Annotated in this window: 26 protein-coding genes; 10 read left to right on the forward strand and 16 right to left on the reverse strand. The window is 55.6% G+C overall.

Annotated elements, in window-relative coordinates:
- The first annotated feature begins 164 nt into the window (after positions 1-164).
- The 4 genes from A8O29_RS11995 to A8O29_RS22865 are packed head-to-tail and all read left to right on the forward strand — an operon-like array spanning position 165 to position 1,547.
- Positions 165-695: a type IV secretion protein Rhs gene (locus A8O29_RS11995; RefSeq protein WP_246316608.1), complete on the forward strand. Its 531-nt coding sequence runs from the start codon at positions 165-167 to the stop codon at positions 693-695.
- Positions 692-1,045 (forward strand): putative T6SS immunity periplasmic lipoprotein, encoded by a 354-nt coding sequence (locus tag A8O29_RS12000; RefSeq protein WP_125352288.1) that lies wholly within the window; start codon positions 692-694, stop codon positions 1,043-1,045. The genes A8O29_RS11995 and A8O29_RS12000 overlap by 4 nt, the downstream gene beginning before the upstream one ends.
- Complete coding sequence (locus tag A8O29_RS22860; RefSeq protein WP_275942407.1) at positions 1,045-1,266, forward strand: type VI secretion system tube protein Hcp; 222 nt, start codon at positions 1,045-1,047, stop codon at positions 1,264-1,266. Before A8O29_RS12000 ends, A8O29_RS22860 begins: the two co-directional genes overlap by 1 nt.
- 32 nt (positions 1,267-1,298) lie before the next feature.
- Entirely contained in the window at positions 1,299-1,547 is a 249-nt protein-coding gene (locus tag A8O29_RS22865) for an Hcp family type VI secretion system effector (RefSeq protein WP_275942408.1), read from the forward strand.
- A gap of 344 nt (positions 1,548-1,891) precedes the next feature.
- On the opposite strand, the gene A8O29_RS12010 is transcribed toward A8O29_RS22865, so the two are convergent.
- From A8O29_RS12010 to A8O29_RS12025, 4 genes are all read right to left on the reverse strand, one after another.
- Positions 1,892-2,167: a hypothetical protein gene (locus A8O29_RS12010; protein ID WP_125352286.1), complete on the reverse strand. Its 276-nt coding sequence runs from the start codon at positions 2,165-2,167 to the stop codon at positions 1,892-1,894.
- Between the two features lie 156 nt (positions 2,168-2,323).
- Positions 2,324-2,653, reverse strand: a complete 330-nt coding sequence (locus A8O29_RS12015; RefSeq protein ID WP_125352284.1) for a hypothetical protein — start codon at positions 2,651-2,653, stop codon at positions 2,324-2,326.
- A gap of 180 nt (positions 2,654-2,833) precedes the next feature.
- Entirely contained in the window at positions 2,834-3,586 is a 753-nt protein-coding gene (locus tag A8O29_RS12020) for an alpha/beta fold hydrolase (protein WP_125352282.1), read from the reverse strand.
- Positions 3,587-3,658: 72 nt separating this feature from the next.
- Complete coding sequence (locus A8O29_RS12025; protein WP_110508114.1) at positions 3,659-3,832, reverse strand: GhoT/OrtT family toxin; 174 nt, start codon at positions 3,830-3,832, stop codon at positions 3,659-3,661.
- Positions 3,833-4,015: 183 nt separating this feature from the next.
- On the opposite strand from A8O29_RS12025, the gene yncL reads away from it, so the two are divergent.
- The gene (yncL, locus tag A8O29_RS12030; RefSeq protein ID WP_110508113.1) at positions 4,016-4,108 is read left to right on the forward strand and encodes a stress response membrane protein YncL; all 93 of its coding nucleotides are present in this window, start codon (positions 4,016-4,018) and stop codon (positions 4,106-4,108) included.
- A gap of 53 nt (positions 4,109-4,161) precedes the next feature.
- Here the strand turns inward: yncL and A8O29_RS12035 are convergent, their stop codons facing one another.
- From A8O29_RS12035 to A8O29_RS12045, 3 genes are all read right to left on the reverse strand, one after another.
- Positions 4,162-4,410, reverse strand: a complete 249-nt coding sequence (locus A8O29_RS12035) for a lipoprotein (protein ID WP_110508112.1) — start codon at positions 4,408-4,410, stop codon at positions 4,162-4,164.
- A 63-nt stretch (positions 4,411-4,473) separates the two neighbouring features.
- Positions 4,474-5,022 carry a GNAT family N-acetyltransferase gene (locus A8O29_RS12040; protein ID WP_125352280.1) on the reverse strand — a complete coding sequence of 183 codons (549 nt, stop codon included), beginning with the start codon at positions 5,020-5,022 and terminating at the stop codon, positions 4,474-4,476.
- A gap of 199 nt (positions 5,023-5,221) precedes the next feature.
- Entirely contained in the window at positions 5,222-5,446 is a 225-nt protein-coding gene (locus A8O29_RS12045; protein WP_110508110.1) for a hypothetical protein, read from the reverse strand.
- Between the two features lie 336 nt (positions 5,447-5,782).
- On the opposite strand from A8O29_RS12045, the gene A8O29_RS12050 reads away from it, so the two are divergent.
- On the forward strand, positions 5,783-6,625 hold the full coding sequence (locus A8O29_RS12050) for an MBL fold metallo-hydrolase (RefSeq protein WP_125352278.1): 843 nt from the start codon (positions 5,783-5,785) through the stop codon (positions 6,623-6,625).
- Between the two features lie 97 nt (positions 6,626-6,722).
- On the opposite strand, the gene patD is transcribed toward A8O29_RS12050, so the two are convergent.
- The 6 genes from patD to A8O29_RS12080 all read right to left on the reverse strand — a co-directional run bounded on the left by patD (position 6,723) and on the right by A8O29_RS12080 (position 13,851).
- Positions 6,723-8,147, reverse strand: coding sequence for an aminobutyraldehyde dehydrogenase (gene patD / locus A8O29_RS12055; protein ID WP_125352276.1), 1,425 nt, complete (start codon positions 8,145-8,147; stop codon positions 6,723-6,725).
- Positions 8,148-8,168: 21 nt separating this feature from the next.
- Positions 8,169-8,975, reverse strand: a complete 807-nt coding sequence (locus A8O29_RS12060) for an ABC transporter permease (protein WP_125352274.1) — start codon at positions 8,973-8,975, stop codon at positions 8,169-8,171.
- Positions 8,965-9,906, reverse strand: coding sequence for an ABC transporter permease (locus A8O29_RS12065; protein ID WP_125352272.1), 942 nt, complete (start codon positions 9,904-9,906; stop codon positions 8,965-8,967). The genes A8O29_RS12060 and A8O29_RS12065 overlap by 11 nt, the downstream gene beginning before the upstream one ends.
- Positions 9,903-10,919 carry an ABC transporter ATP-binding protein gene (locus A8O29_RS12070; RefSeq protein WP_125352270.1) on the reverse strand — a complete coding sequence of 339 codons (1,017 nt, stop codon included), beginning with the start codon at positions 10,917-10,919 and terminating at the stop codon, positions 9,903-9,905. Before A8O29_RS12070 ends, A8O29_RS12065 begins: the two co-directional genes overlap by 4 nt.
- A gap of 17 nt (positions 10,920-10,936) precedes the next feature.
- A complete protein-coding gene (ydcS, locus tag A8O29_RS12075) occupies positions 10,937-12,082 on the reverse strand; it encodes a putative ABC transporter substrate-binding protein YdcS (RefSeq protein ID WP_125352268.1) in 1,146 nt (381 codons plus the stop codon).
- A 353-nt stretch (positions 12,083-12,435) separates the two neighbouring features.
- A complete protein-coding gene (locus A8O29_RS12080; RefSeq protein ID WP_110508768.1) occupies positions 12,436-13,851 on the reverse strand; it encodes an aminotransferase-like domain-containing protein in 1,416 nt (471 codons plus the stop codon).
- Between the two features lie 149 nt (positions 13,852-14,000).
- Here A8O29_RS12080 and A8O29_RS12085 point away from each other — a divergent pair, with 149 nt between their 5' ends.
- From A8O29_RS12085 to A8O29_RS12095, 3 genes are read left to right on the forward strand one after another with little or no spacing between them, the layout of a single operon-like run.
- Positions 14,001-15,200, forward strand: coding sequence for a cytochrome ubiquinol oxidase subunit I (locus A8O29_RS12085; RefSeq protein WP_125352266.1), 1,200 nt, complete (start codon positions 14,001-14,003; stop codon positions 15,198-15,200).
- The gene (gene cydB / locus A8O29_RS12090) at positions 15,200-16,210 is read left to right on the forward strand and encodes a cytochrome d ubiquinol oxidase subunit II (RefSeq protein WP_125352264.1); all 1,011 of its coding nucleotides are present in this window, start codon (positions 15,200-15,202) and stop codon (positions 16,208-16,210) included. The genes A8O29_RS12085 and cydB overlap by 1 nt, the downstream gene beginning before the upstream one ends.
- A complete protein-coding gene (locus A8O29_RS12095; protein WP_125352262.1) occupies positions 16,210-16,335 on the forward strand; it encodes a DUF2474 domain-containing protein in 126 nt (41 codons plus the stop codon). The genes cydB and A8O29_RS12095 overlap by 1 nt, the downstream gene beginning before the upstream one ends.
- An 82-nt stretch (positions 16,336-16,417) precedes the next feature.
- Here A8O29_RS12095 and A8O29_RS12100 read toward each other — a convergent pair whose 3' ends face one another.
- Complete coding sequence (locus A8O29_RS12100) at positions 16,418-18,379, reverse strand: peptidase U32 family protein (RefSeq protein WP_125352260.1); 1,962 nt, start codon at positions 18,377-18,379, stop codon at positions 16,418-16,420.
- A 211-nt stretch (positions 18,380-18,590) separates the two neighbouring features.
- Complete coding sequence (locus tag A8O29_RS12105; RefSeq protein WP_125352258.1) at positions 18,591-19,133, reverse strand: helix-turn-helix domain-containing protein; 543 nt, start codon at positions 19,131-19,133, stop codon at positions 18,591-18,593.
- Positions 19,134-19,224: 91 nt separating this feature from the next.
- Between A8O29_RS12105 and A8O29_RS12110 the strand changes: the two genes are divergently transcribed.
- On the forward strand, positions 19,225-20,385 hold the full coding sequence (locus A8O29_RS12110; protein WP_125352256.1) for a benzoate/H(+) symporter BenE family transporter: 1,161 nt from the start codon (positions 19,225-19,227) through the stop codon (positions 20,383-20,385).
- Here the strand turns inward: A8O29_RS12110 and A8O29_RS12115 are convergent.
- A complete protein-coding gene (locus A8O29_RS12115; RefSeq protein WP_125352254.1) occupies positions 20,365-21,237 on the reverse strand; it encodes a helix-turn-helix domain-containing protein in 873 nt (290 codons plus the stop codon). The two genes, A8O29_RS12110 and A8O29_RS12115, sit on opposite strands and share 21 nt — an antisense overlap.
- Positions 21,238-21,296: the final 59 nt, after the last annotated feature.

The following is a 21,296-nucleotide window of genomic DNA, read 5'->3' on the forward strand; positions in this document are numbered from 1 at the left end:
AAAAGTTTTATTGATTGATATAAAGATTCCTAAATCAAAGGTCGCTTATGCGACTTTTTTATTTTTGGGGCGTCTGGCGCATTTTTTGCCGTGAAATAATTTTAGTTAAGGAGTAATAAAGGGGTTTGGTGAGCAAATAAGGGAATTGTATGTTCATAAGGGAAATGAACGATATTAATAGAGGTGGTCTTCGCCTTATGACGCTGGGGGAGATTAACCTTGCCCGCACGGTATATGGCTTCACTATCCGTTATAATGAAGTCTGGATACACCGAGCAAGTTACCTGCCGTTTAATATGCAGCAAAACAATGTCGCCATGACGCCTAACGGGGAAATGTATTTTCAGGAGGGCGTTTATGAGAAGGACTTCTCACACCCCAAAGACAGGGTAGGAGGGCAGCATATATTTCTTCATGAAATGATGCACGTTTGGCAGCACCAGCATGGTATGTGGGTTCGGTCGCGTGGCGCTTTCTCATGGGCGGCTGATTACTATTACACGCTCGATAAGAACAACCTTTCAGATTATTCGATGGAGCAGCAAGCCTGCATCGTTAGCGATTACTGGCTGCTTAAGAGCTATGGATTTCGTGGCTATGGCGATTTGCACAACCTGAGAGATTACGACGAATCCGAGCCAGACCTGCACCTCATGGCTCGCTATGAGCAGGTATTGAGGGGGTTCCTGCATTGAAACGTCTATTGCTTATGACGGCGATTGTTGCGCTGGCAGGCTGTGGTGTTGGCGACCGCGCACCGCCATTCAGATCGATTTCTGTCGATAATGATTATGTGTGTTTTTCTGTCAATAAGGCCGACGTCCTCAGTCGCTACCGCATATCCTCAACGATAGACGATACGTATAAAGTATTTGCAGTTAAGGAGCATGTAGCGCTTCGCTATCCGGATACCTGTTTAAAACTGACACTTCCCCGGGACTACATATTCGCAACGACCTATACCCTGAATGGCGAGAAATATCGCTATAACTTTTTTATCGATAACAATGGACAAGTGCTTAGCACAATCGCAGGAGAGAAATAATGTCATTACCAGCATATATGTATATTTATGACGAGAACGGCACCCAAATTAGAGGCATCTGCATGGCGTTGGGCCGTGAGGGTGCTATTGAAATCATGAATAGTAATTACGGTGTCTATCAGAATACTTGCAGCAATACAGGAAAGTTGATGGGTTCACGTCAACACCAGGGCTTTGTGCTGCATAAAGAAATCGATAAGACCTCGCTTATTTCGCGGTAGCCGTCTGCCAAAGCAGACGTTTGCAAAAAGCTGTGATTCACTACTATGACATTAACGAAGCTGGTATCGAGTATGAGATTTACCGCGTCACGCTAAACAGCCTTGTCATTATGTCGGTAAATGCCTCCCATGCTTATATGCCCGGCTCGCATACCTCGGGGATGCTGGAGAATATTGTCATTTCCTATGCAGGCATTGAATGGTTCTACCTGGAAGGTAATATCAAATACGACGATGACTGGAGTAAGCCGGTAGGCTACAACCAGCAGCGGAAACAATAACTGGGGGAAAGGCTGGAATAACGGTGTTTATTTGCAGTCATGGCGTAATAGTTAGCGCCCTGTAACAACTTGTGTGATTAGCAGCCTGACGCATCATCTATGTGAGGAAAGTCCACTGTGTGCTGTGAGCTCAAAGCTGCCTGTCAACATGGTCAAGCACTACCACAGCTCAGAGGTGCAAAAAATCACCTTAACGTACAATAATTTTCGATATCCAAACTGACCCCCTGTAATCCGTTTATGGCTCACAGGGACGTGAGCCGGGCATATTTACGGTCGTTAATTAACCGTGCGTGTTAAACAATTTTCGCACGCCTTTTTTTATTTACGTCTGCACAAAGCGATTAACGCAGCCAGAAGCCTGTTTTCTGCGACAGCTGTTGTTTCATATGACTGGCATAAAGGGGATGCATTTTCACTCTTAATTGCTCAAGCTCATCATTTTCAGCCACAACAAATTCCCGCCACTCCTGATGCAATGAGAATTGCGCCATTTCTTTTTGCTCACGCTCTTCTGTCGTGCGCCGGACCTGACGTTTTAGTCTTCTTTCGTCGTACGCTATCCAGAGCAATATGAGCACGATTAACCCTGCCCAGACAATCACAGCGCCCAAAATCATTTGCCACCTCAATAATAAAAAAGATCCGCAGCCGCAAGCCACTATTCCGCTGACTTATGCCGCATTCCGTGATCACTATTTTTATTTTACGGACCGACCCCGATAACAAAACGCACAATGCATCGCGGGGTGATAAAAGGTCTTTTACTGCTAGTGTTAACTGCAAATATACGGCGTGTTATTTTCGAAAAGCACCGGTCTGTAACCTGCTTTTACCGCAAACAGCGCGTTAGATTCGCCGGAAGCCTGCTTATAGACGCCGACTTTAAAGTCATCATTGGCATCACGGGTGGACTGCAGCTCTAAATAGGTGTTGTTGACCCTGATGGTCTTCGGGAAAAGCGTGACGTCGACCTGGTATGTCGTCCCATCATTGGAAGCACACGAAAGCACAGACCCGCTTGATTCAGCAAAAACGCCTGCGATCCCCGACACAGGAACTCCTGCTGCCAACACGCCTAACACCAGCATTGCTATACGTTTCACAAACCGCTCCTTAAAAGAAAACCGTGCAACTTACAGGGATTTAAAGGCGGCTTATGCTCTATTAATGCTTATCTGTGTTTAATAATAAACTGGCGTGCGATGACCTGCTTCTGGCCTTCGCCCTACGCTCACCGAACTGCGCTGGATAACGCGACAAACCACGCCGCGTCAGCTGCCCTTCTACGCAAAAACGTGCCCCAGCACCGTTGCCAGCGCAGACGGATTTTCCCAGGACATGGAGTGTCCTGCGTCAGGCACGATGTGCAGAGGGACCCCAGCGTTTGCGACCGCAGACGCATCGTCATCCGGTAATGAACGTTCACCGAATATCAACACGCGCTCGCATCCGAGGGCAAGAAAGCGTGTCATCCAGGAGGGCGACACGCCATCGACCAGGCTTTTTGCTCCGCGCCAAATGGCCCAGGGCGCAACATTCTGCAAACATCCCCTCCATGGCGTTTGGTCGTTGGCCAGTATCTTGCTATAGCCGCGGGCAACAAATTCAGATTCGGGTACAGCGACCACCAGTCGGCTATAAAAGCCACCGCCAGAGTGAAAATTAGGCTCAGAGACGGCTAATGTGCGCAGACGTTGCCCTAGCCGCTCCGCCACTTCAATCGCGATACTTCCGCCCATGCTGTGGCCGTAAAGATCGAGCTGGCTCAGACCGAGATAATCAATGACCTCCATCACCACCGCGGCTTGCTGCGTAGTGGAGAAATCGAAGTCATGGGGTTTATCGCTGTAGCCACTGCCGGGCAAATCAATCAGGATTGCGCGTCGGCCACGCAGTGCGGAATCGGTAACGATGCGAGGATATTCATAGGAAGAGGCGCACCCTAAGCCGTGGATAAACACCACCGGGATGCCGTTGCCGGGGAAATCGTGCCAGCGCACGGTGGCGCCAGCAAGGACAGAATTGAGACTGTGCATAGGGGGACTCCTTTTCTGATTGACTGTGTTTTTATACAGTACAAAAAAGAAGTTGGCGAGCCCCGGTCCTGATCAGAACATCGATAACAACAGTGCGACCGGAAAACTAAACGGCCAGGTGGCACCAATCAGCACGGTGGCGATCAGGCGGATACGCTTGCTCTCTTTGGTGAGAAACCACGTGATGAAGGCGCTGATGGAAGCCATCACAGCGTAGAAAATCAGCATATGCTGGTAAAGCGTCATGGAAAAAACCCGATCCTTGTCAAAAAAATTCGCGCGCAATATGCCACTTTTTTTGACACGTATCAAATTTTTGAATTTTGCCTCCTCAGACAGGGCGGGTTATGTAAAAACTGACTTTGTCTGATGGCGAACCCTCTGGCTGGCGACTATATCAATAGAGGCCGATAAAAAGAGGAAGGCGTTATGGAAGTATCGAGCAAAACCGTGTTCCTGATTAATCTCTTTGTAGCCATTGCCCTTATTAGCCTGTTGTCGATTCGCTTTGGCTGGATTTGAGACAAAAGCACACGACAAAAAAGCAGCCATTAGGCTGCTTTTTGTTTTTTTAATCAATTGGCTGGAGTCGATACCTTCGCTGCATTGACGTTGAACGCCGCCTGCAAAGCCGCCGCGTTATCGTAGTTGCTCGGATCGTATTGCGGTAACGGATTTACCTTCTCGTAATCCCACTCCGCCGCGGTGCAGGCCGCTTCAGAACCGCCCTTCTTTTCACACGCCGCGATGCGGTGCGCCGGTGAATTTGTACAACCACTCAAAAAAGCCAGCGCAACAAAGGCGCAAATAAACAATTTCTTCATGACAACGTAAGATTTATAACCAGTGAGAAAGCTAACGATCCTCGCATACCTGTCTGAAAGCTGTCAAAACCCGATTAGTCTGGAAGTGTGCGGGCGAAGCATCTCCTGGCGGTTGCGCTGCCACTCATCCGCTTTCAGCACATAGAACAGACTCGGATCCGCATCGGCCACATCATTCACCTGCCCACGCAGCGCCAGTCCGGCTTTCAACAACACCCGCTGAGAGGCCAGATGGTTGGCACGCACCACCGCGGTGACTTTATCCAGCGCGCGTTCGTCAAACGCATAGTCGAGGAGCCGCACACAAAACTCCGTCGCCAGCCCTTTTCCCCAGGCTTCGGTGGCAAAACGGTAGCCCAGGTTGTAGGTCAGCGCGTTGCCCAGCGGACGCACGCTGATCCCGCCGAAGCCGATCAGTTTCTGCGGCTGTTGACCGTCGTAAATCGCCATTTCACCGATGTCATGTTTCTGCCAACCGTCGAGCCACTGCGCGAGCCGCGTTCGGGCAAACGTCAGGTCGGGATAAGGGCCAGCAGGATTGAAGGTGTTGGTGGCGGGATCGCCATAGATGCGAAAGAGGCAGTCGGCGTCATCAGGTCGCACTGGGCGCATGATCAGCCGCTCAGAAAAAAGAAATTGCGTATCGATTGTCTTACCGCTCCATGACAGGGACGCCAGCCGCGAAGAACCGCGAAAGCTGACAGTAGGTATCCTGAATTATGGACAGTAATCGCCTTTTTGCCTGGCGTTTATCGGTGAGAGGGGCAAAAGAAAAGCCGCCCGCAGGCGACTTAGCACAATTTAAGCAGGCTTACTCAGCCCCTTCCAGCGCATCCTGGATGGCATCCGCTAAGGAAGCCACTTCCTGCGCCACGTTGCGCAGGTCCATCTGGCTACGAATGCCAGAATTTGCGGTGGAAGCAGAAACCGACGCTTTCGAAATTTCTAACGCTGCCTGAACGGCCAGCAGGCGCTTTCTGTTTTCTGACGCATCCGGGCCGGTGGTGCCATCGAGATCAAAATAGCCTTCTAACATCGCTCTCTCCTTAAGGGTGTATGAATTGTGTTTTTGAAGTGATTATCAGGAGCAGGATACTGAAAACCCCGGCAGAAGCCAGAGTAAAAGGAAATTGGACCGCCACCGAGGCCTCGAACCTCGTACACTACAACATATACTGTCATTTGCTCTTCCAGCTGAGCTAGTGGCGGTTTGGGCCGCAAATATTACGCCCAAATCGTTAGCATTGCAATTATTAGGGCTGATAATACAGACGATTCGGATCATTCAGCGCCGTGATGGGCCGTGAAATATTCTCAATATCGAAGGCCAGACGCGGCGTGTAAGATGATGAAAAATCAACGGGAGAACGCAATGTCCGGCTCTGAATTAGCTTCACGTCATATCGGTGATTTTCAGGTAACCGCCCTGAGCGACGGCAATATGGCCGCCAGCCTGGAACTGTTGTCCGGCGTCGACAGCGCCGTGGCGGGCGACATTCAGCGCGAGGCCGGGATAACCGACGCCGGGAATATCCACATTCACGGCTACCTTATTCGCGGACACGGCCATACCGTGCTGGTGGATTCCGGCACCGGCGGGCTTAATAACGCCGGAGGAATGCTGCAAAACTCGCTCGCCGCGGTTGGCGTCAGTCCTGAAGATATCGACACCGTGCTGTTGACGCACGGCCATCCCGACCACATCGGCGGCCTGCTGGACGCGCAGGGTCTTCCGGTCTTCACCCAGGCCGAGGTTTATCTTCATCCGCTGGAAATCGAACACTGGCTCGATGACAGTAAATATCAGCAGGCCAGCGAACGTGCCCAGCGCAACTTTGCCCTGTTCCGCCGCACGCTGGATGCCTACGCGCAGCGGATAAACGTTCTCGGCGACGACACCGTCGTGCGCGGCATTACCCCCGTCTGGCTGCCTGGCCATACGCCGGGTCACACCGGGTTCCGCATTGATTCGCGCGAGCAAAGCCTACTGATTTGGGGAGATATCGTGCATTTCCCGCATATTCAGACCGCGATCCCCGCCGTTTCCATTGCGTTCGATACCGACCCCGTGCAGGCAGAAGCCACCCGCAAAAAGCTGTTCGAGCAGGTCGCAAATGAAAATCTACTGATTGCCGGAATGCATCTGGGCAAACCCGGCTTTGCGCATCTGGTTGAGGCGAAGGATGGGTATCGGATTGTGTATCTGGAAGAGTAACGATGAATGCGAGTTTGCCCGGCGGCGCTAACGCTTGCCGGGCCTACGGACCGTGAAGTTGTAGGCCCGATAAGCGCCAGCGCCATCGGGCACGGATTTAGTGCTTAATCATCACATGCCGTACCACGGTGTAATCTTCCAGCCCGTAGACCGACATGTCTTTGCCGTAGCCAGACAACTTCTGCCCGCCGTGTGGCATTTCACTGACCAGCATAAAGTGGGTGTTGACCCAGGTGCAGCCATATTGCAGGCGTGCACTCATGCGGTGTGCGCGGCCCACGTCTTTGGTCCACACCGATGACGCCAGGCCATATTGCGAATCGTTGGCCCAACCCAACACCTGTTCTTCGTCGTCAAACTGCGTGACGCTGACCACCGGGCCGAACACTTCACGCTGCACAATATCGTCTTCCTGCTTCGCGCCTGCCAGCACAGTCGGCTGGAAATGATAGCCTTTGCCTGGGGCTTTTTCGCCGCCGGTGACGACCTTGATGTGACTCAGGCCGCGGGCTTTTTCCACCGCCAGGCTAACACGATCCAAATGCGCTTTGGAGCTTAACGGTCCGAGTTCCGTGGACTCATCGTTCGGACAGCCCATTTTCAGCGTGGAAACCGCCGCGCCGAGTTTTTCCACCAGTGCGGCATATACGCCCTTCTGCACATACAAACGGCAGGCGGCGGTGCAGTCCTGTCCCGCATTGTAGAAACCAAAGGTGCGCACGCCTTCCACTACAGAGTCCAGATCCGCATCGTCAAACACGATAACCGGCGCTTTGCCGCCCAGCTCCATGTGGGTGCGTTTGATTGACGGCGCGGTGTGAGAAATGATGTGTTCGCCAGTGGCAATCGACCCGGTAAGCGACACCATGCGCACTTTTTCGTGGCCGGTCAGCGGGTCGCCCACGGTTTTTCCGCGGCCGAACAGCACGTTAATCACACCTGCCGGGAAGATGTCTTTCGCCAGTTCCGCCAGTTTCAGCGCCGTCAGCGGTGTGATTTCGGACGGTTTAATCACCACGCAGTTGCCCGCCGCCAGCGCCGGGGCGAGTTTCCACGCCGCCATCATCAGCGGATAGTTCCACGGCGCAATCGAGGCCACCACGCCCACCGGGTCACGGCGGATCATCGAGGTGTGCCCTTCCAGATATTCGCCCGCCGCCAGCCCGTTCAGGCAACGCGCCGCGCCCGCAAAGAAGCGGAACACGTCGACCACCGCAGGCAGTTCGTCGTTGATGACGCAGTGCAGCGGTTTGCCGCAGTTCAGGGATTCGAGTTTCGCCAGATCTTCGGCGTTTTGTTCAATCACATCCGCCAGTTTCAGCAGGCATTCTGCGCGTGCTTTCGGCGTGGTCTGGCCCCATTGGGAAAACGCCCGATCGGCGGCCTGCACCGCGTCATCGACCTGTGCCGCCGTCGCTTCGGCAATTTCCAGAATGATTTCGCCCGTCGCCGGGTTATACACCGGCTGCATTTCCCCTGCGCCTGCGACCAGTTCACCGTTAATCAATAAGTTGTGTTGCATATCCCGCTCCGTACTTTTCAATTATTTACCGCTACCGGCGACCGTTTCGCCATCGCGGGTCAGCCACCAGGCACCCAAAATCGGAAGCATCGTCACCAGCATCACCAGCAGCGCGACCACGTTAGTCACCGGCACATCGCGCGGTCGGCCTAACTGGTTCAGCAGCCACAGCGGCAGTGTGCGCTCGTGGCCCGCGGTAAATGTGGTGACGATGATTTCATCAAACGACAACGCAAACGCCAGCATTCCGCCCGCCAGCAGCGCCGAACCGAGATTCGGCAGCACCACATAGCGGAAGGTTTGCCAGGTGCTTGCGCCTAAATCCATCGACGCTTCCACAAGGCTCCATGAGGTGCGGCGGAAACGAGCGATCACGTTGTTAAACACCACCACCACGCAAAACGTGGCGTGCCCGATAACTATCGTTAAAAAACCCGGTTCAAGGTTGACGGCCTTGAACGCCGTGAGCAGCGCCAGCCCGGTGATAATTCCCGGCAGCGCAATCGGCAATAACAGCAACAGCGAGATGGCGTTTTTGCCAAAAAACTCGCTGCGCCATAACGCTGCTGCAGCAAGCGTGCCAAGCACCAGCGCGATGGTTGTTGAGAGTGTCGCGATTTGAAGTGACAACGTCACAGACTCCAGAATATCCCCGCGCCCTGCTGCCACGCTGAACCAGTGCAGCGTCAGGCCTTTCGGCGGAAAGCTGAACGCGGCATCTTCGGTATTGAAAGCATAGATGGCGATGATGGCGAGTGGGAAATGCAGGAAGATAACTCCGCCCCAGGCCGCCAGTTTCAGGAACCACGGTGCTCTTTCAGAGTGCATCGAATGCTCCCAGACGTTTCACGAACGCCAGATAAAGCGCGATTAACACAATCGGCACGATGGTGAACGCCGCCGCCATGGGCATGTTGCCGATCGCCCCCTGCTGCACGTAAACCATATTGCCGATGAAATACCCCGGCGGGCCGACCAGCTGCGGCACAATGAAATCGCCCAGCGTCAGGGAGAAGGTAAAAATCGACCCGGCCGCAATACCTGGAATAGCCAGCGGCAAAACCACGTAGCGGAACGTCTGGCGTGGGTACGCGCCTAAATCCGCCGACGCCTGCAACAGCGACGGCGGCAAACGCTCAAGCGCGGCCTGAACCGGTAAGATCATGAACGGTAGCCAGATGTAGACGAACACCAGGAAGCGGCCAAAGCCAGACGTTGACAGCGTGTTGCCGCCGACGGCGGGCAGCAGCAGAAATTCATTGAGCAGCCCTTCCAGCCCCATGTAGCCAAGAAACCACTGCGCTACGCCGTCTTTCGCCAGCAGCAGCGTCCAGGCGTAGGCTTTGACGATGTAGCTCGCCCACATCGGCAGCATTACCGCGATGTAAAAGAAGGCTTTCCATTTGCCACGGGTGTAGCGCGCCATATACCACGCCATCGGAAACGCCAGAATCGCGCTGGCGAGGGTGACGGAAATCGCCATTACCAGCGTGCGTACGATGATGTCGTAGTTAGCCGGGTTAAACAGCGCCTTGAGATTGGCGAGCGTCAGGTCCGGCGTCACCGACATGGTGAAATCGTCGAAGGTGTAGAACCCCTGCCACAACAGGGTCAGCAGCGAGCCGAGATACACCACGCCGAACCACATCAGCGGCCCGAGCAGCAGCAAAAACAGCGCCAGCGACGGCTTACGCCAGAACAACCCGGACAGCCGACCGGCGCGGGTGGCAGAAGGTAACGGTGCAAGGCTCATGGTCATCTCACCCCTCCGTCCAGCGGGACCATGGCCTCCCGCGACCACGATGCCAGCACGTTCTGGCCCGGCGTCGGGCCAGCAGGCACGATGCCCCCGGTGAAATTCCCCTGACTCACCAGCAGCTTTTCACCACCGGATAACCGAATTTCATAGCGGGTCGCCGCGCCCTGATACTGCACTGCCTGCACCACGCCGTTGACCTGAATATCGCCTCCCGCATCAAGCCGAATATGCTCCGGGCGCAGTGACCATTGTCCGGTCATGCCGCACAGCTTCAGGGTTTGCGCGGAATCAAAAACGTTTGAAGTGCCGACAAAACTGGCGACGAACGGCGTGCGCGGGCGCAGATACAGCTCGCGCGGGGTGTCGACCTGCTCAATGCCACCGTTGTTAAACACCGCCACGCGGTCAGACATCGACAGCGCTTCGCCCTGATCGTGGGTGACAAAAATAAAGGTGATACCCAAATCCTGTTGCAGCTTTTTCAGCTCGAATTGCATCTGTTCGCGCAGCTTGAGATCCAGCGCGCCAAGCGGTTCATCGAGCAGCAGCACGCGCGGCTGATTGACCAGCGCCCGGGCAATGGCCACGCGCTGACGCTGGCCGCCGGAAAGCTGCGACGGCTTACGGGTATGCACAAAACCGAGCGCCACTTTTTCCAGCGCTTCCTGGGCCATCGCGTGACGCTGTTTCTTGCCGATACCTTTCACCATCAGCCCGTAGGCGACGTTGTCGAGAATCGACATATGCGGAAACAGCGCGTAATCCTGGAATACGGTGTTGACGTCGCGCTGCCACGGCGGCAAAACGCTAGCTTCTTTCCCGAAGATTTTGATGGCGCCGCCGGAAAGCTGTTCGAACCCGGCGATCAACCGCAGGCAGGTGGTTTTGCCGGAGCCTGAAGGCCCCAGCATTGAAAAAAACTCCCCATCTTCGATGGAGATACTGACGCCATCCACCGCACGAACATCACCGTACAGACGCGAAACATCCTGAAATTCAACTGCGTACGTCATGTTCAAACTCCCGGGTGTTAACGACCACCCATAATGGCGATGTAATCTTGCGTCCAGCGACTGTAAGGCACGTACTTACCGCCTTCGGCGATAGGCGTTTTCCAGAAAGCGATTTTGTCGAAGAAGGTGTAGCCGTTTGTTTCACAGCCTTTTTCACCGAGCAGAGTGCTGGCTTTACACCCTTCCGCCACCACCGGCAGCGAGCCGAACCAGGCGGAAACGTCGCCCTGCACTTTTGGCGTCAGCGACCAGTTCATCCATTTGTACGCGCACACCGGGTGTTTGGCTTCCGCATGCAGCATGGTGGTATCCGCCCAGCCGGTGACGCCCTCTTTCGGGAACACGGTGGCAATCGGCTGGCTGTCGGCTTTCAGACCGTTGGCCTGATACGGCCAGGAGCTCGAGGCCACCACACCTTCGTTTTTGAAGTCGCTCATTTGCACGGTCGCATCGTGCCAGTAGCGGTGGATCAACCCGTGCTGATCGCGCAGTACTTTCAGCACCGCGCCGTACTGAGTTTCGGTGAGCTGATACGGATCAGAAATACCGAGCTGCGGCTGGGTAGCTTTGACGAACAGCGCCGCATCGGCGATGTAAATCGGGCCGTCATAGGCCTGCACGCGCCCTTTGTTGGTTTTGCCGTCCGGCAGAGTTTGTTCGACGAATACCACTTTCCAGCTGTCCGGCGGCGTCGGGAAGGTTTTGGTGTTGTACATCAACAGGTTCGGGCCCCACTGATACGGCGTGCCGTAAACTTTTCCGCCAACGTTAAACCAGGCGCCTTTTTCCAGACGCGGGTCGAGGGTTTTCCAGTTAGGGATAAGCGCGGTGTTAATCGGCTGGACGCGTTTGCCCATGATCAGACGCAGCGAGGCATCGCCGGACGCGGTGACCAGGTCATAACCGCCTTTGGCCATCAGGCTGACCATTTCGTCAGAGGTGGCGGCGGTTTTCACGTTGACCGCACAACCGGTGTCTTTTTCAAACTGGGTCACCCAGTCGTAGTTTTTATCGCTTTGGCCGCGTTCAACGTAGCCCGGCCAGGCAATAATATCGAGGCGACCTTCTGCTTTACCCAGCGAGGTCGGAGGTTCGGCGGCGTGTGCTGTCATGATAGTCATACCCAGCGCGCACAGGCTGCTGCGGGCAAATTGCTTGCTCATCGTGTTTTACTCCTGTCGGAATTAATCAGGCGGCAGCCGTGCCGTAAAAATATGTCCCCGGAACCTGTCCCCGTAAGCGTTATTGGCGCAGAGGCTCTTAATAACCGTAGACGGCGGAATACAGACTTACCCGTGCGAAACGGGAAATTTCACCAGGTTGTGACAAAGGGCGCATTACGTTGAAAGCCCAGCGAGTTATCTGAACTAAATGCAGTATAGACAAGGTGTTAAGCATGATGCGAGGTATGCGTATTTCCTATGGCGCGCAAAAAAAAATAACCCGACGGGAATTTATCCATTCATTGTCGGGTTATTTTCATTTCGAGAAAGAGATATTCAGGAAATAAGAATGGCTATTCGTTAAGCATTTCAATAATAAGCTGACCGAGCATTTTTACGCCCTGCTCTTCACGATCGCTCCAGCCCCAGGCGGTGTTAAAGCGGAAGAACGACGCCCAGCTGTCGGTGGTCGAAAACATTTTGCCCGGTGCGATGCTGATTTTGTGTGCCAGCGCCCGGGCGCCAAGCTCTCCGGCGTCGAGACCGGCGGGCAGCTCCAGCCATAAAAAGTAGCCGCTGTCATTATGGTGGATTTTCACTTCGGCGGGTAAATGGCGCAGCAGCGCCTGCCACGCCTGATGTTTGCGCTCCGCCAACTGACGGCGCAGACGGCGAAGATGGGCGTCATAGCGCTTGGTGCCGAGATAATCGACCAGCGCCATTTGCATTGGTGAGCTGGTCGACAGCGTGCTCATCAGCTGCAAATGCTGGATGCGCTGCGCGTGTTTGCCCGCCGCCACCCAACCAATGCGGAAGCCTGGCACCAGGCATTTTGAAAATGAACTGCAGTGCAGCGTCATGTCGTCGCGATCCCAGGCTTTGGCCGGAAGCGGTTTATCGCGGCCAAACCACAGTTCGCTGTAAACGTCGTCCTCAATCAGTACCACGTTATGCGCGCTGAGCAGCGCGACCAGCTGCGCTTTTTTCTCCGGGCTGAGGGTAAAACCGAGCGGATTCTGGCTGTTGGTCATCAGCCAACAGGCTTTCACCGGATACTCTTTCAGAGCCTGCTCCAGGGCGACCATATCGATGCCCTCTTTCACATCTGACGCCACCGACAATGCCTTTAAACGTAAGCGTTCCAGCGCCTGTAACGCGCCGTAGAAACAGGGGTTTTCGACGATCACCCAATCACCCGGCTCCGTCACCGCCTGCAGGCTGAGGTTCAGCGCTTCAAGGGCTCCGGCGGTAATCACAATTTCATCCGGCGAAATGTTCATGCCTTGCAACGCATAACGGCGCGCGATGGCGTGACGCAGTTCGGTATTCCCCGGCGGCAGATTTTCAATCACGCTCATGGCGGTGGCGGTTTTGCTCACCTGCGCCAGGGAACGATTGAGCTGCTGGAGCGGAAACAGGCGCGGATCGGGAAACGCCGAGGCAAATGGCAGCACCGCTGCATCGCGGCTGGCCTGAAGAACGCCAAAAATGTAGGTGTTGATGTCCACCGCTTCATCGCGCATCACCTGCGCAGGTGGCGCGGCTTTCAGCTGTTTCACCGGACGCGGTGCAACGTAATAGCCGGACTGCGGGCGGGCAATGATGCGGCCCTGACTTTCCAGCAGCTGATACGCGTGGCCAACGGTCATAAAGCTCATGCCGCTGATCGTGACCTGCTCGCGCAGGGACGGCAGGCGATCGCCCGGCTGCCACACGCCAAGGCCAATCTGTTCGGTAATTTGCTGCGCCAGTTGCTGGTATTTTTTCATCGTCGATTTTACCGCCATTTTCATAACAGTAATAAAAAATATCATGATTTCTGTAACTGTTATAGACAAATAAGCCCCGACTATTTCTGCTACTCCAGGGCCGTAATCCTTACCATGATTGCGATCGCTGTTTTATGTCGAGGTTGTCCATGTTTGGTCTTGATGCTTTTCATCTGGCGCGGATTCAGTTCGCGTTCACAGTCTCTTTTCACATTATTTTTCCGGCCATTACCATCGGGCTTGCCAGTTATCTGGCGGTGCTCGAAGGATTATGGCTGAAAACCAAAAACCCGGTCTGGCGCTCGCTGTGGGCGTTTTGGTCGAAAATTTTCGCCGTTAACTTTGGTATGGGCGTGGTGTCCGGGCTGGTGATGGCCTATCAGTTCGGCACCAACTGGAGCGGCTTTTCGCAGTTCGCGGGCAGCATAACCGGCCCGCTGCTGACCTACGAAGTGCTGACCGCCTTCTTCCTCGAAGCCGGTTTTCTTGGCGTGATGCTGTTCGGCTGGAACAAAGTCGGTCCGGGCCTGCACTTTTTCGCGACCTGCATGGTGGCGCTGGGCACCTTGATGTCGACGTTTTGGATCCTGGCGTCGAATAGCTGGATGCAAACCCCGCAGGGTTTTGAAATCGTTAACGGCCAGGTGGTGCCGGTGGACTGGTTCGCGGTGGTGTTTAACCCGTCGTTCCCGTATCGGCTGCTGCACATGACCATCGCCGCGTTTCTCAGCAGCGCGCTGTTCGTCGGCGCGTCTGCCGCCTGGCATCTGCTGAAAGGCAACAACACGCCCGCGATTCGCACGATGTTTTCCATGGCGCTGTGGATGACGCTGATTGTCGCGCCGATCCAGGCGCTGGTCGGCGATATGCACGGCCTGAATACGTTGCAGCATCAACCAGCAAAAATCGCTGCCATCGAAGGCCACTGGGAAAATACGCCGGGTGAGCCAACGCCGCTGCTGCTGCTCGGCGGGCTGTCGCTGTGGCTGCGTAAAAGCGAGCGCCTGTATACCAGTAAACCGTTCCTGCGATTTGCGCTGTGGATGGGGCCGTCCGGGCTGATTGCCATACTGGCGGGCTGGGTAACGACCGAAGTTGGCCGCCAGCCGTGGGTGGTGTACGGCCTGCAACGCACCAAAGATGCGGTATCGGCGCACGGTGATTTGCACATGAGCGTCAGCCTGCTGGCGTTCTTTATCGTCTATTCATCGGTGTTTGGCGTGGGCTACAGCTACATGATTCGGCTGATCCGCAAAGGGCCGAAAACCTGGGAGCCTGACGCTCACGGCACCGCTGCGCGCCCACTCTCCGCCGCGATCGACGGTTATCAACATAAGGAGACCCGCTAATGGGCATCGACTTATCGGTTATCTGGTTTGTGATTATCGTCTTCGCCACCCTGATGTACATCGTGATGGACGGTTTCGATTTGGGCATCGGCATTCTGTTCCCCTTTGTGCGCGGCCTCGAAGAACGCGACGTGATGGTCAACAGCGTCGCCCCGGTGTGGGACGGGAATGAAACCTGGCTGGTTCTCGGCGGTGCGGCGCTGTTCGGCGCGTTCCCGCTGGCCTACGCGGTGATCATCGACGCCCTGACTATTCCGCTGACGTTAATGCTGATCGGTCTTATTTTCCGCGGCGTGGCCTTTGAATTTCGCTTCAACGCTACGCCCTCGCATCGCCCGTTCTGGGACCGCGCCTTTATGGGCGGCTCAATTCTCGCCACCTTCTGTCAGGGCGTAGTGGTTGGCGCGGTGCTGAACGGTTTTCCCGTTCACAACCGGGCGTTTGCCGGAAGCGCGTTCGACTGGCTGACGCCGTTCACCCTATTTTGCGGCATCGGTCTGGTGGTGGCGTATGCACTGCTCGGCGCGACATGGCTGGTGATGAAAAGTGAAGATCCGTTGCAGGCGAAAATGCGCAGTGTCTCGCGAGGGTTAATACTAACAATGCTGGCGGTGATTGCCGTTATCAGCCTGTGGACGCCGTTGGCGCACGGGGCGATTGCCGAACGTTGGTTCAGCCTGCCGAACCTGTGGTATTTGCTGCCGGTTCCGGGTCTGACGCTGATTGTGGCCTTTGGCTTGTGGCGCACGCTGGCGAATAATGCGTGTCATGCGGCGCCGTTTTTACTGACGCTGGGGCTGATTTTCTTAGGCTTTAGCGGGCTGGGCGTCAGCATCTGGCCGAATCTTATTCCGCCGGATATCAGCCTGTGGCAGGCCGCGGCGCCGCCACAAAGTCAGGGCTTCATGCTGGTCGGCGCGTTGATTATCATCCCGATAATCCTGGTGTATACCTTCTGGAGTTATTACGTGTTTCGCGGAAAAGTGCAGACTGGCGAGGGGTATCACTGATGCAACAACCCTTATACAAACAGCTATTGTGGATGGTGATTTTTTGGGGCGGTAGCGTGCTGACGCTGGCGGCGGTGGGTATGTTTTTCCGGCTGCTGATGAGCGCAGCGGGGTTTACGTCTTAAACAAGTTGCCCGGTGGCGCTTACACTTACCGGGCCTACAATACCAACACGCGTAGGCCTGATCAGCGCAGCGCCATCAGGCATTAGCCTTTGCGTTTCGGCAAGGTCTTCATCAATTCATCCGGGCTGACCGAGGCCACAATACTACCCGGGTGCGGCATCTTGAGGATGTGATTTTTCATTTTGCCGATAACGTGCATTTCGCACGGACGGCAATCGAATTTCAGGGTCAGCACTTCGTCGCCGTTGATCAACTGCATCGGCGTCGCCTTCCAGCTCTTGATGTTGCCTTTCGCCTGTTTCGGGCACAGGTTAAACGCAAAACGCAGGCAGTGTTTGGTGATCATCACCGGCACGTCGCCCTTCTCTTCGTGCGCTTCATACGCCGCATCAATCAATTGCACGCCGTAGAGATGATAAAACTCACGCGCTTTATGGTTATAAACGTTACTTAAGAACGACAGATGCGTTTCTGGGTACACCGGCGCAGGCGTAGAAACGGCCTTGCGACTGCCGCGCTGATACGCGGCCAGACGCGCCACGTCGAGCATGTCCACCGTTTCACGACGCAACTGGTTCAGCAGGCTGTTTGGCACAAACAGCGCGCCCGGCAGGTTCACCTGCACATCGCGCGGGTAGTAAATGGTCTGGCCGAGTTTCGCCACGCCGTCCTGCAAATTGCTCATCGCTTTTTCGGCATTCGACGCTTCTTCAAAATTACCGTCCAGCGTATGGGTCACGGTCACGCCGTCTTCGCTGGTAAGTGTCAAAATTAGCTGTTCCTGCCAGCCGCCAATTTCGATATCCACCGCAATGCGGCGTTCGCTGGAGGTTTTGGTCAGCGCCTGCGACCAGTTGTGGTCGAGGTTACGGTTAAGCGCGGCGTTCAGACGGGCTTTATACAGATCCGCAGGCATTTCATTCGGATACACGCGATAGCGATTTTCAGCGGTTTTTTCCACGGTATTGGCACGGAAGCCGACAATTTCACGCTTGATCATCACATTCAGGCCGTCACCGTTCGCCAGCGGTTCGGTCACCTGGACGTCGAGGTGATCTTTGCTGACCTTCAGCACTTCGCCCACCGGCAAGCCGATAAACTTCGGTGAGTCGAACGCGCCGATGTCGCCTTTACGCGCATTCACGAAATAGTCGGTGCTGCCGCGATGGAAGGTTTTGTCGGTCGACGGAATGAAGAAATGTTCGGTGCGCCCGGCGGAAGCACGCGCCAGGTCGCCGCGGTCTTCGATAATCGCATCCAGCATCTGGCGATAGTGCGCGGTGATGTTCTTCACGTAGCTCATGTCTTTGTAGCGCCCTTCAATCTTGAAGGAGCGCACGCCTGCGTCGATCAGCGCCGCCAGGTTCGCGGTCTGGTCGTTGTCTTTCATCGACAGTAGGTGTTTATCGTACGCCACCACGCGGCCCTGATCGTCTTTCAGGGTGTATGGCAGACGGCACGCCTGGGAGCAGTCGCCGCGGTTGGCGCTGCGTCCGGTATGAGCGTGAGAAATGTTGCACTGGCCGGAATACGCTACGCACAGCGCGCCGTGAATGAAGAATTCGATATTGGCGTCGGTGGCCTGATGAATGGCTTTGATTTGCTGCAAGTCCAGCTCACGCGCCAGTACGATTTGACTGAATCCAACGTCGGAAAGGAATTTCGCTTTCTCGACGGTGCGAATGTCGCACTGGGTGCTGGCGTGCAGCTCAATTGGCGGGATATCGAGCTGCATCACGCCCATGTCCTGCACGATCAGCGCATCCACGCCGGTCTGGTACAGGTCGGTAATCAGCTTTTGCGCAGGCTCAAGCTCATCATCATGAAGAATGGTGTTCAGCGTCACGAAGATTTTTGCGCCATAGCGATGGGCAAACGGCACCAGCCCGGCGATGTCGCTCAGGCTGTTGCTGGCATTGTGACGGGCACCAAAGCCGGGACCGCCGATGTACACCGCATCCGCGCCGTGAAGAATCGCTTCACGGGCAATGCTGGCGTCACGGGCCGGGCTCAGGAGTTCAAGATGATGGTTTTGCAGGCGCATCGTTATTATCCGTTGGGTCAAAATGGCGGCTATTGTAGTCAGAAGTGAGGCGCGGCGAAATCATTTTCCACGCCCTAAGAATGGCCTTTTTCCAGATACCGGCAAAGCATTGAAGAAATTGCTATTTCCGGGCGCAGCGGCGGCGACGTACAGTGGCTACGTATTCCGGATTTTTCCTCGTCACGTTGTGAAGTGTTATTTTTGCCGCAGCTTAGTCTGCGGTTTTTTCTTTTGGGTAATGGATTAACGAATGGAACAACACAGTGCTGTCGGTCTGGTTGCGGTACGCATGCGGTTTATCCCCGGCGAAGCGTAATCCCTGGCCCTGTTGCACCTGCTGCCACTCCCCGTCGATACACATCTCCAGCGTGCCGTTAATCGCCACCACGTGCTCAATCACCCCGCTTTCATGCGGCGTGGATTCGCTCAGTGCGCCCGGCGCGAGGGTAATGGCGAAATGATCGTAATGTAAAACCGGGTCCCACGGGAAAATGGGCGTGACGACCATCGCTTGCTGCTGCGGATCGTAGGCCGTGACCTCGCTTTCCGGCGGGCTGATAAACAGCGAAAACGGCACGTTCAGACCGGTGGCAATTTTCCACAGCGTGGCGACCGTCGGGCTGGATTCGTTACGTTCGATTTGCCCGAGCATCGCCTTCGATACCCCGGTTTCTTCCGCAAGTTTTGACAAGCTCCACTCACGCTGCTGACGCAGGCTTTTCAGCGTGGTGGCCAAGTGTTGGGCAATGTTCATGGCGGCTCCTTTTTGCCAAAGCTTACCACTTGTGCGCTATAACGCCCAATGCTACATTTCATTCGGACGTTATAACGCACAAGAGGATTCTATGCGCGCCTTTCCTTTTTCCACACTGCTGGCCGGGTTTGTCGCGGTACTGGTGGGTTACGCCAGTTCCGCCGCCATCATCTGGCAGGCAGCCGCTGCCGCAGGGGCCGATGCACAGACCATTGCGGGCTGGATGACCGCGCTGGGCCTGGCGATGGGCATCAGTACGCTTATCCTGACGCTGTGGCGTAAAGTGCCCGTGCTGACGGCCTGGTCCACGCCGGGTGCGGCGCTGTTGGTGACGGGATTACAGGGCGTGACGCTGAATCAGGCGGTGGGTATTTTCATTTTCGCCAACGCCCTGATTGTGTTGTGCGGGTTGACGGGTTTATTTGCGCGGCTGATGAAAATTATCCCGCATTCGCTGGCGGCGGCGATGCTCGCCGGGATTTTGCTGCGCTTTGGTTTGCAGGCTTTCACCCGCCTGCAAGACAATATTCTGCTGTGCGGCAGTATGCTGGCAGCGTGGCTGGTGTTTAAAGCCCTCGCCCCGCGCTATGCGGTGGTAGCGGCACTGCTGGCGGGCAGCGCGGTCGCCCTTTTATCCGGAGAGCTGCACGGCGAGACCCTGCATCTGGCGTTTGTTATGCCGCGCTACATCGCTCCGGAATTTACCCCTTCGCTGCTGCTGAGCGTCGGCCTGCCGTTCTTCCTGGTGACGATGGCGTCGCAGAACGCGCCGGGCATCGCCACCCTGAAAGCCTCCGGCTATCCGGCCCCGGTGTCAGTGCTCATCGTGGTTACCGGCGGCATCGCGTTGGCGTTTTCCCCGTACGGCGTCTTTTCGATTTGTATTGCGGCGATCACCGCCGCGATTTGCCAAAGCCCGGAAGCCCATCCACAGGCCGATCAACGCTGGAAAGCCGCCGCGGCGGCGGGCAGTTTTTATCTGCTGGCGGGTGTTTTCGGCGGGTCGATTACGTCATTAATGGCGGCGTTACCCGTCGCCTGGATCCAGATGCTGGCAGGCCTGGCGCTGCTCGGCACCCTCAGCGGCAGCCTGGTGCAGGCGCTGGCGAAAGAAAACGAACGGGATGCGGCGATTGTCACCTTCCTGGTCACCGCCAGCGGATTAACGCTGACCGGCGTCGGTTCGGCATTTTGGGGATTAGTGGTGGGCGGAATATGCTTTAGTGTGCTGTCACTTTCCCGCCGCGCGTAGCTGGGAGGGCGTCATGCCCAGTGCGCTTTTGAAGCGGTTGCTGAAGTGGCTGGCGGAGCTAAAACCACAAGCCAGCGCGATATCGGTCAATGGCAGCGCGGTGTGACGCACCAGCTCCTGCGCCCGCGCCATCCGGCGTTGCATCACGTACTGATGCGGCGCCATTTTCATCGACAGCGTAAACATGCGCGCAAAGTGATATTCGCTGAGCGCCGCTTCCTGCGCCAAATCCGCCAGCGTCAGCGGCTGAGCAAGGTTCGCTTCCATATAGGCCAACACGTTGCGCAGTACGAAGGGAGCCAGCCCGCCGGTCACTTTCGGCAACTGCCACTGCGCGTTGGTGTAATGCTGGATTAAATGCGTCAGCAGCAGCGTGGTTGCCGAACTGAGTGCCAGATGATTGGCCTGCTGCTGCCAGTCGGCGTCGAGCAGAAAATGGCGGTACAGCGCGGTAATTTTGTCATCGGTGGCGAAGGTTTTTTCGTCGAGACGAAACGACGTCGGGCTGCGATCCCAGATTTTCTCGCCGGTTTCGCGCAGGTGTTCATCGGTGCAATACAGATGCACAAACGACAGGTTATCGCGGATATCCCAGCTCGATTCACTGTCTTTCGGCATCAGACAGAACCGGTCCGGTCCACCGCCGTTTTTCCAGCCATGGGGGGTTTTGTGGTAGCTCTCATAGCCGTCAGCCACGTACAGGCTGAGGGTATGGTGGTCACTTTGCACCGTTACGTTATCGTTTTGATTAAACCAGGCCGCCAGCTGAATGCCGGAATTCAGCGCCACCGTGTCACGCAGAACGGCGTTTTTTTGGCGCAGGGTTTCAAAAGTCGCGTAATTATCGGGCATCGTATTCGCTGTGGTGATAAGTCAGAACGCTAGTCTATGAATTGTCGCCCGCCCTTGCC

Origin of the sequence: Scandinavium goeteborgense (genome assembly GCF_003935895.2) — a bacterium.
Classification (GTDB): Bacteria; Pseudomonadota; Gammaproteobacteria; order Enterobacterales; family Enterobacteriaceae; genus Scandinavium; species Scandinavium goeteborgense.

What these genes read in the sequence shown, in the direction of transcription:
- A8O29_RS22860 (WP_275942407.1), top strand. Translation starts at nt 1,045, where the DNA reads ATGTCATTACCAGCATATATGTATATTTATGACGAGAACGGCACCCAA.
- A8O29_RS12050 (WP_125352278.1), top strand. Translation starts at nt 5,783, where the DNA reads ATGTCCGGCTCTGAATTAGCTTCACGTCATATCGGTGATTTTCAGGTA.
- A8O29_RS12105 (WP_125352258.1), bottom strand. Translation starts at nt 19,133, where the DNA reads ATGAACATTGCCCAACACTTGGCCACCACGCTGAAAAGCCTGCGTCAG.
- cydB (WP_125352264.1), top strand. Translation starts at nt 15,200, where the DNA reads ATGGGCATCGACTTATCGGTTATCTGGTTTGTGATTATCGTCTTCGCC.
- ydcS (WP_125352268.1), bottom strand. Translation starts at nt 12,082, where the DNA reads ATGAGCAAGCAATTTGCCCGCAGCAGCCTGTGCGCGCTGGGTATGACT.
- A8O29_RS12035 (WP_110508112.1), bottom strand. Translation starts at nt 4,410, where the DNA reads ATGAAGAAATTGTTTATTTGCGCCTTTGTTGCGCTGGCTTTTTTGAGT.
- A8O29_RS12095 (WP_125352262.1), top strand. Translation starts at nt 16,210, where the DNA reads ATGCAACAACCCTTATACAAACAGCTATTGTGGATGGTGATTTTTTGG.
- A8O29_RS12115 (WP_125352254.1), bottom strand. Translation starts at nt 21,237, where the DNA reads ATGCCCGATAATTACGCGACTTTTGAAACCCTGCGCCAAAAAAACGCC.
- A8O29_RS12025 (WP_110508114.1), bottom strand. Translation starts at nt 3,832, where the DNA reads ATGACGCTTTACCAGCATATGCTGATTTTCTACGCTGTGATGGCTTCC.
- A8O29_RS12045 (WP_110508110.1), bottom strand. Translation starts at nt 5,446, where the DNA reads ATGTTAGAAGGCTATTTTGATCTCGATGGCACCACCGGCCCGGATGCG.
- yncL (WP_110508113.1), top strand. Translation starts at nt 4,016, where the DNA reads ATGGAAGTATCGAGCAAAACCGTGTTCCTGATTAATCTCTTTGTAGCC.
- A8O29_RS12065 (WP_125352272.1), bottom strand. Translation starts at nt 9,906, where the DNA reads ATGACCATGAGCCTTGCACCGTTACCTTCTGCCACCCGCGCCGGTCGG.
- A8O29_RS12020 (WP_125352282.1), bottom strand. Translation starts at nt 3,586, where the DNA reads ATGCACAGTCTCAATTCTGTCCTTGCTGGCGCCACCGTGCGCTGGCAC.
- A8O29_RS12110 (WP_125352256.1), top strand. Translation starts at nt 19,225, where the DNA reads ATGCGCGCCTTTCCTTTTTCCACACTGCTGGCCGGGTTTGTCGCGGTA.
- A8O29_RS12100 (WP_125352260.1), bottom strand. Translation starts at nt 18,379, where the DNA reads ATGCGCCTGCAAAACCATCATCTTGAACTCCTGAGCCCGGCCCGTGAC.
- A8O29_RS12060 (WP_125352274.1), bottom strand. Translation starts at nt 8,975, where the DNA reads ATGCACTCTGAAAGAGCACCGTGGTTCCTGAAACTGGCGGCCTGGGGC.
- patD (WP_125352276.1), bottom strand. Translation starts at nt 8,147, where the DNA reads ATGCAACACAACTTATTGATTAACGGTGAACTGGTCGCAGGCGCAGGG.
- A8O29_RS12085 (WP_125352266.1), top strand. Translation starts at nt 14,001, where the DNA reads ATGTTTGGTCTTGATGCTTTTCATCTGGCGCGGATTCAGTTCGCGTTC.
- A8O29_RS11995 (WP_246316608.1), top strand. Translation starts at nt 165, where the DNA reads ATGAACGATATTAATAGAGGTGGTCTTCGCCTTATGACGCTGGGGGAG.
- A8O29_RS12080 (WP_110508768.1), bottom strand. Translation starts at nt 13,851, where the DNA reads ATGAAAAAATACCAGCAACTGGCGCAGCAAATTACCGAACAGATTGGC.
- A8O29_RS12010 (WP_125352286.1), bottom strand. Translation starts at nt 2,167, where the DNA reads ATGATTTTGGGCGCTGTGATTGTCTGGGCAGGGTTAATCGTGCTCATA.
- A8O29_RS12040 (WP_125352280.1), bottom strand. Translation starts at nt 5,022, where the DNA reads ATGCGCCCAGTGCGACCTGATGACGCCGACTGCCTCTTTCGCATCTAT.
- A8O29_RS12070 (WP_125352270.1), bottom strand. Translation starts at nt 10,919, where the DNA reads ATGACGTACGCAGTTGAATTTCAGGATGTTTCGCGTCTGTACGGTGAT.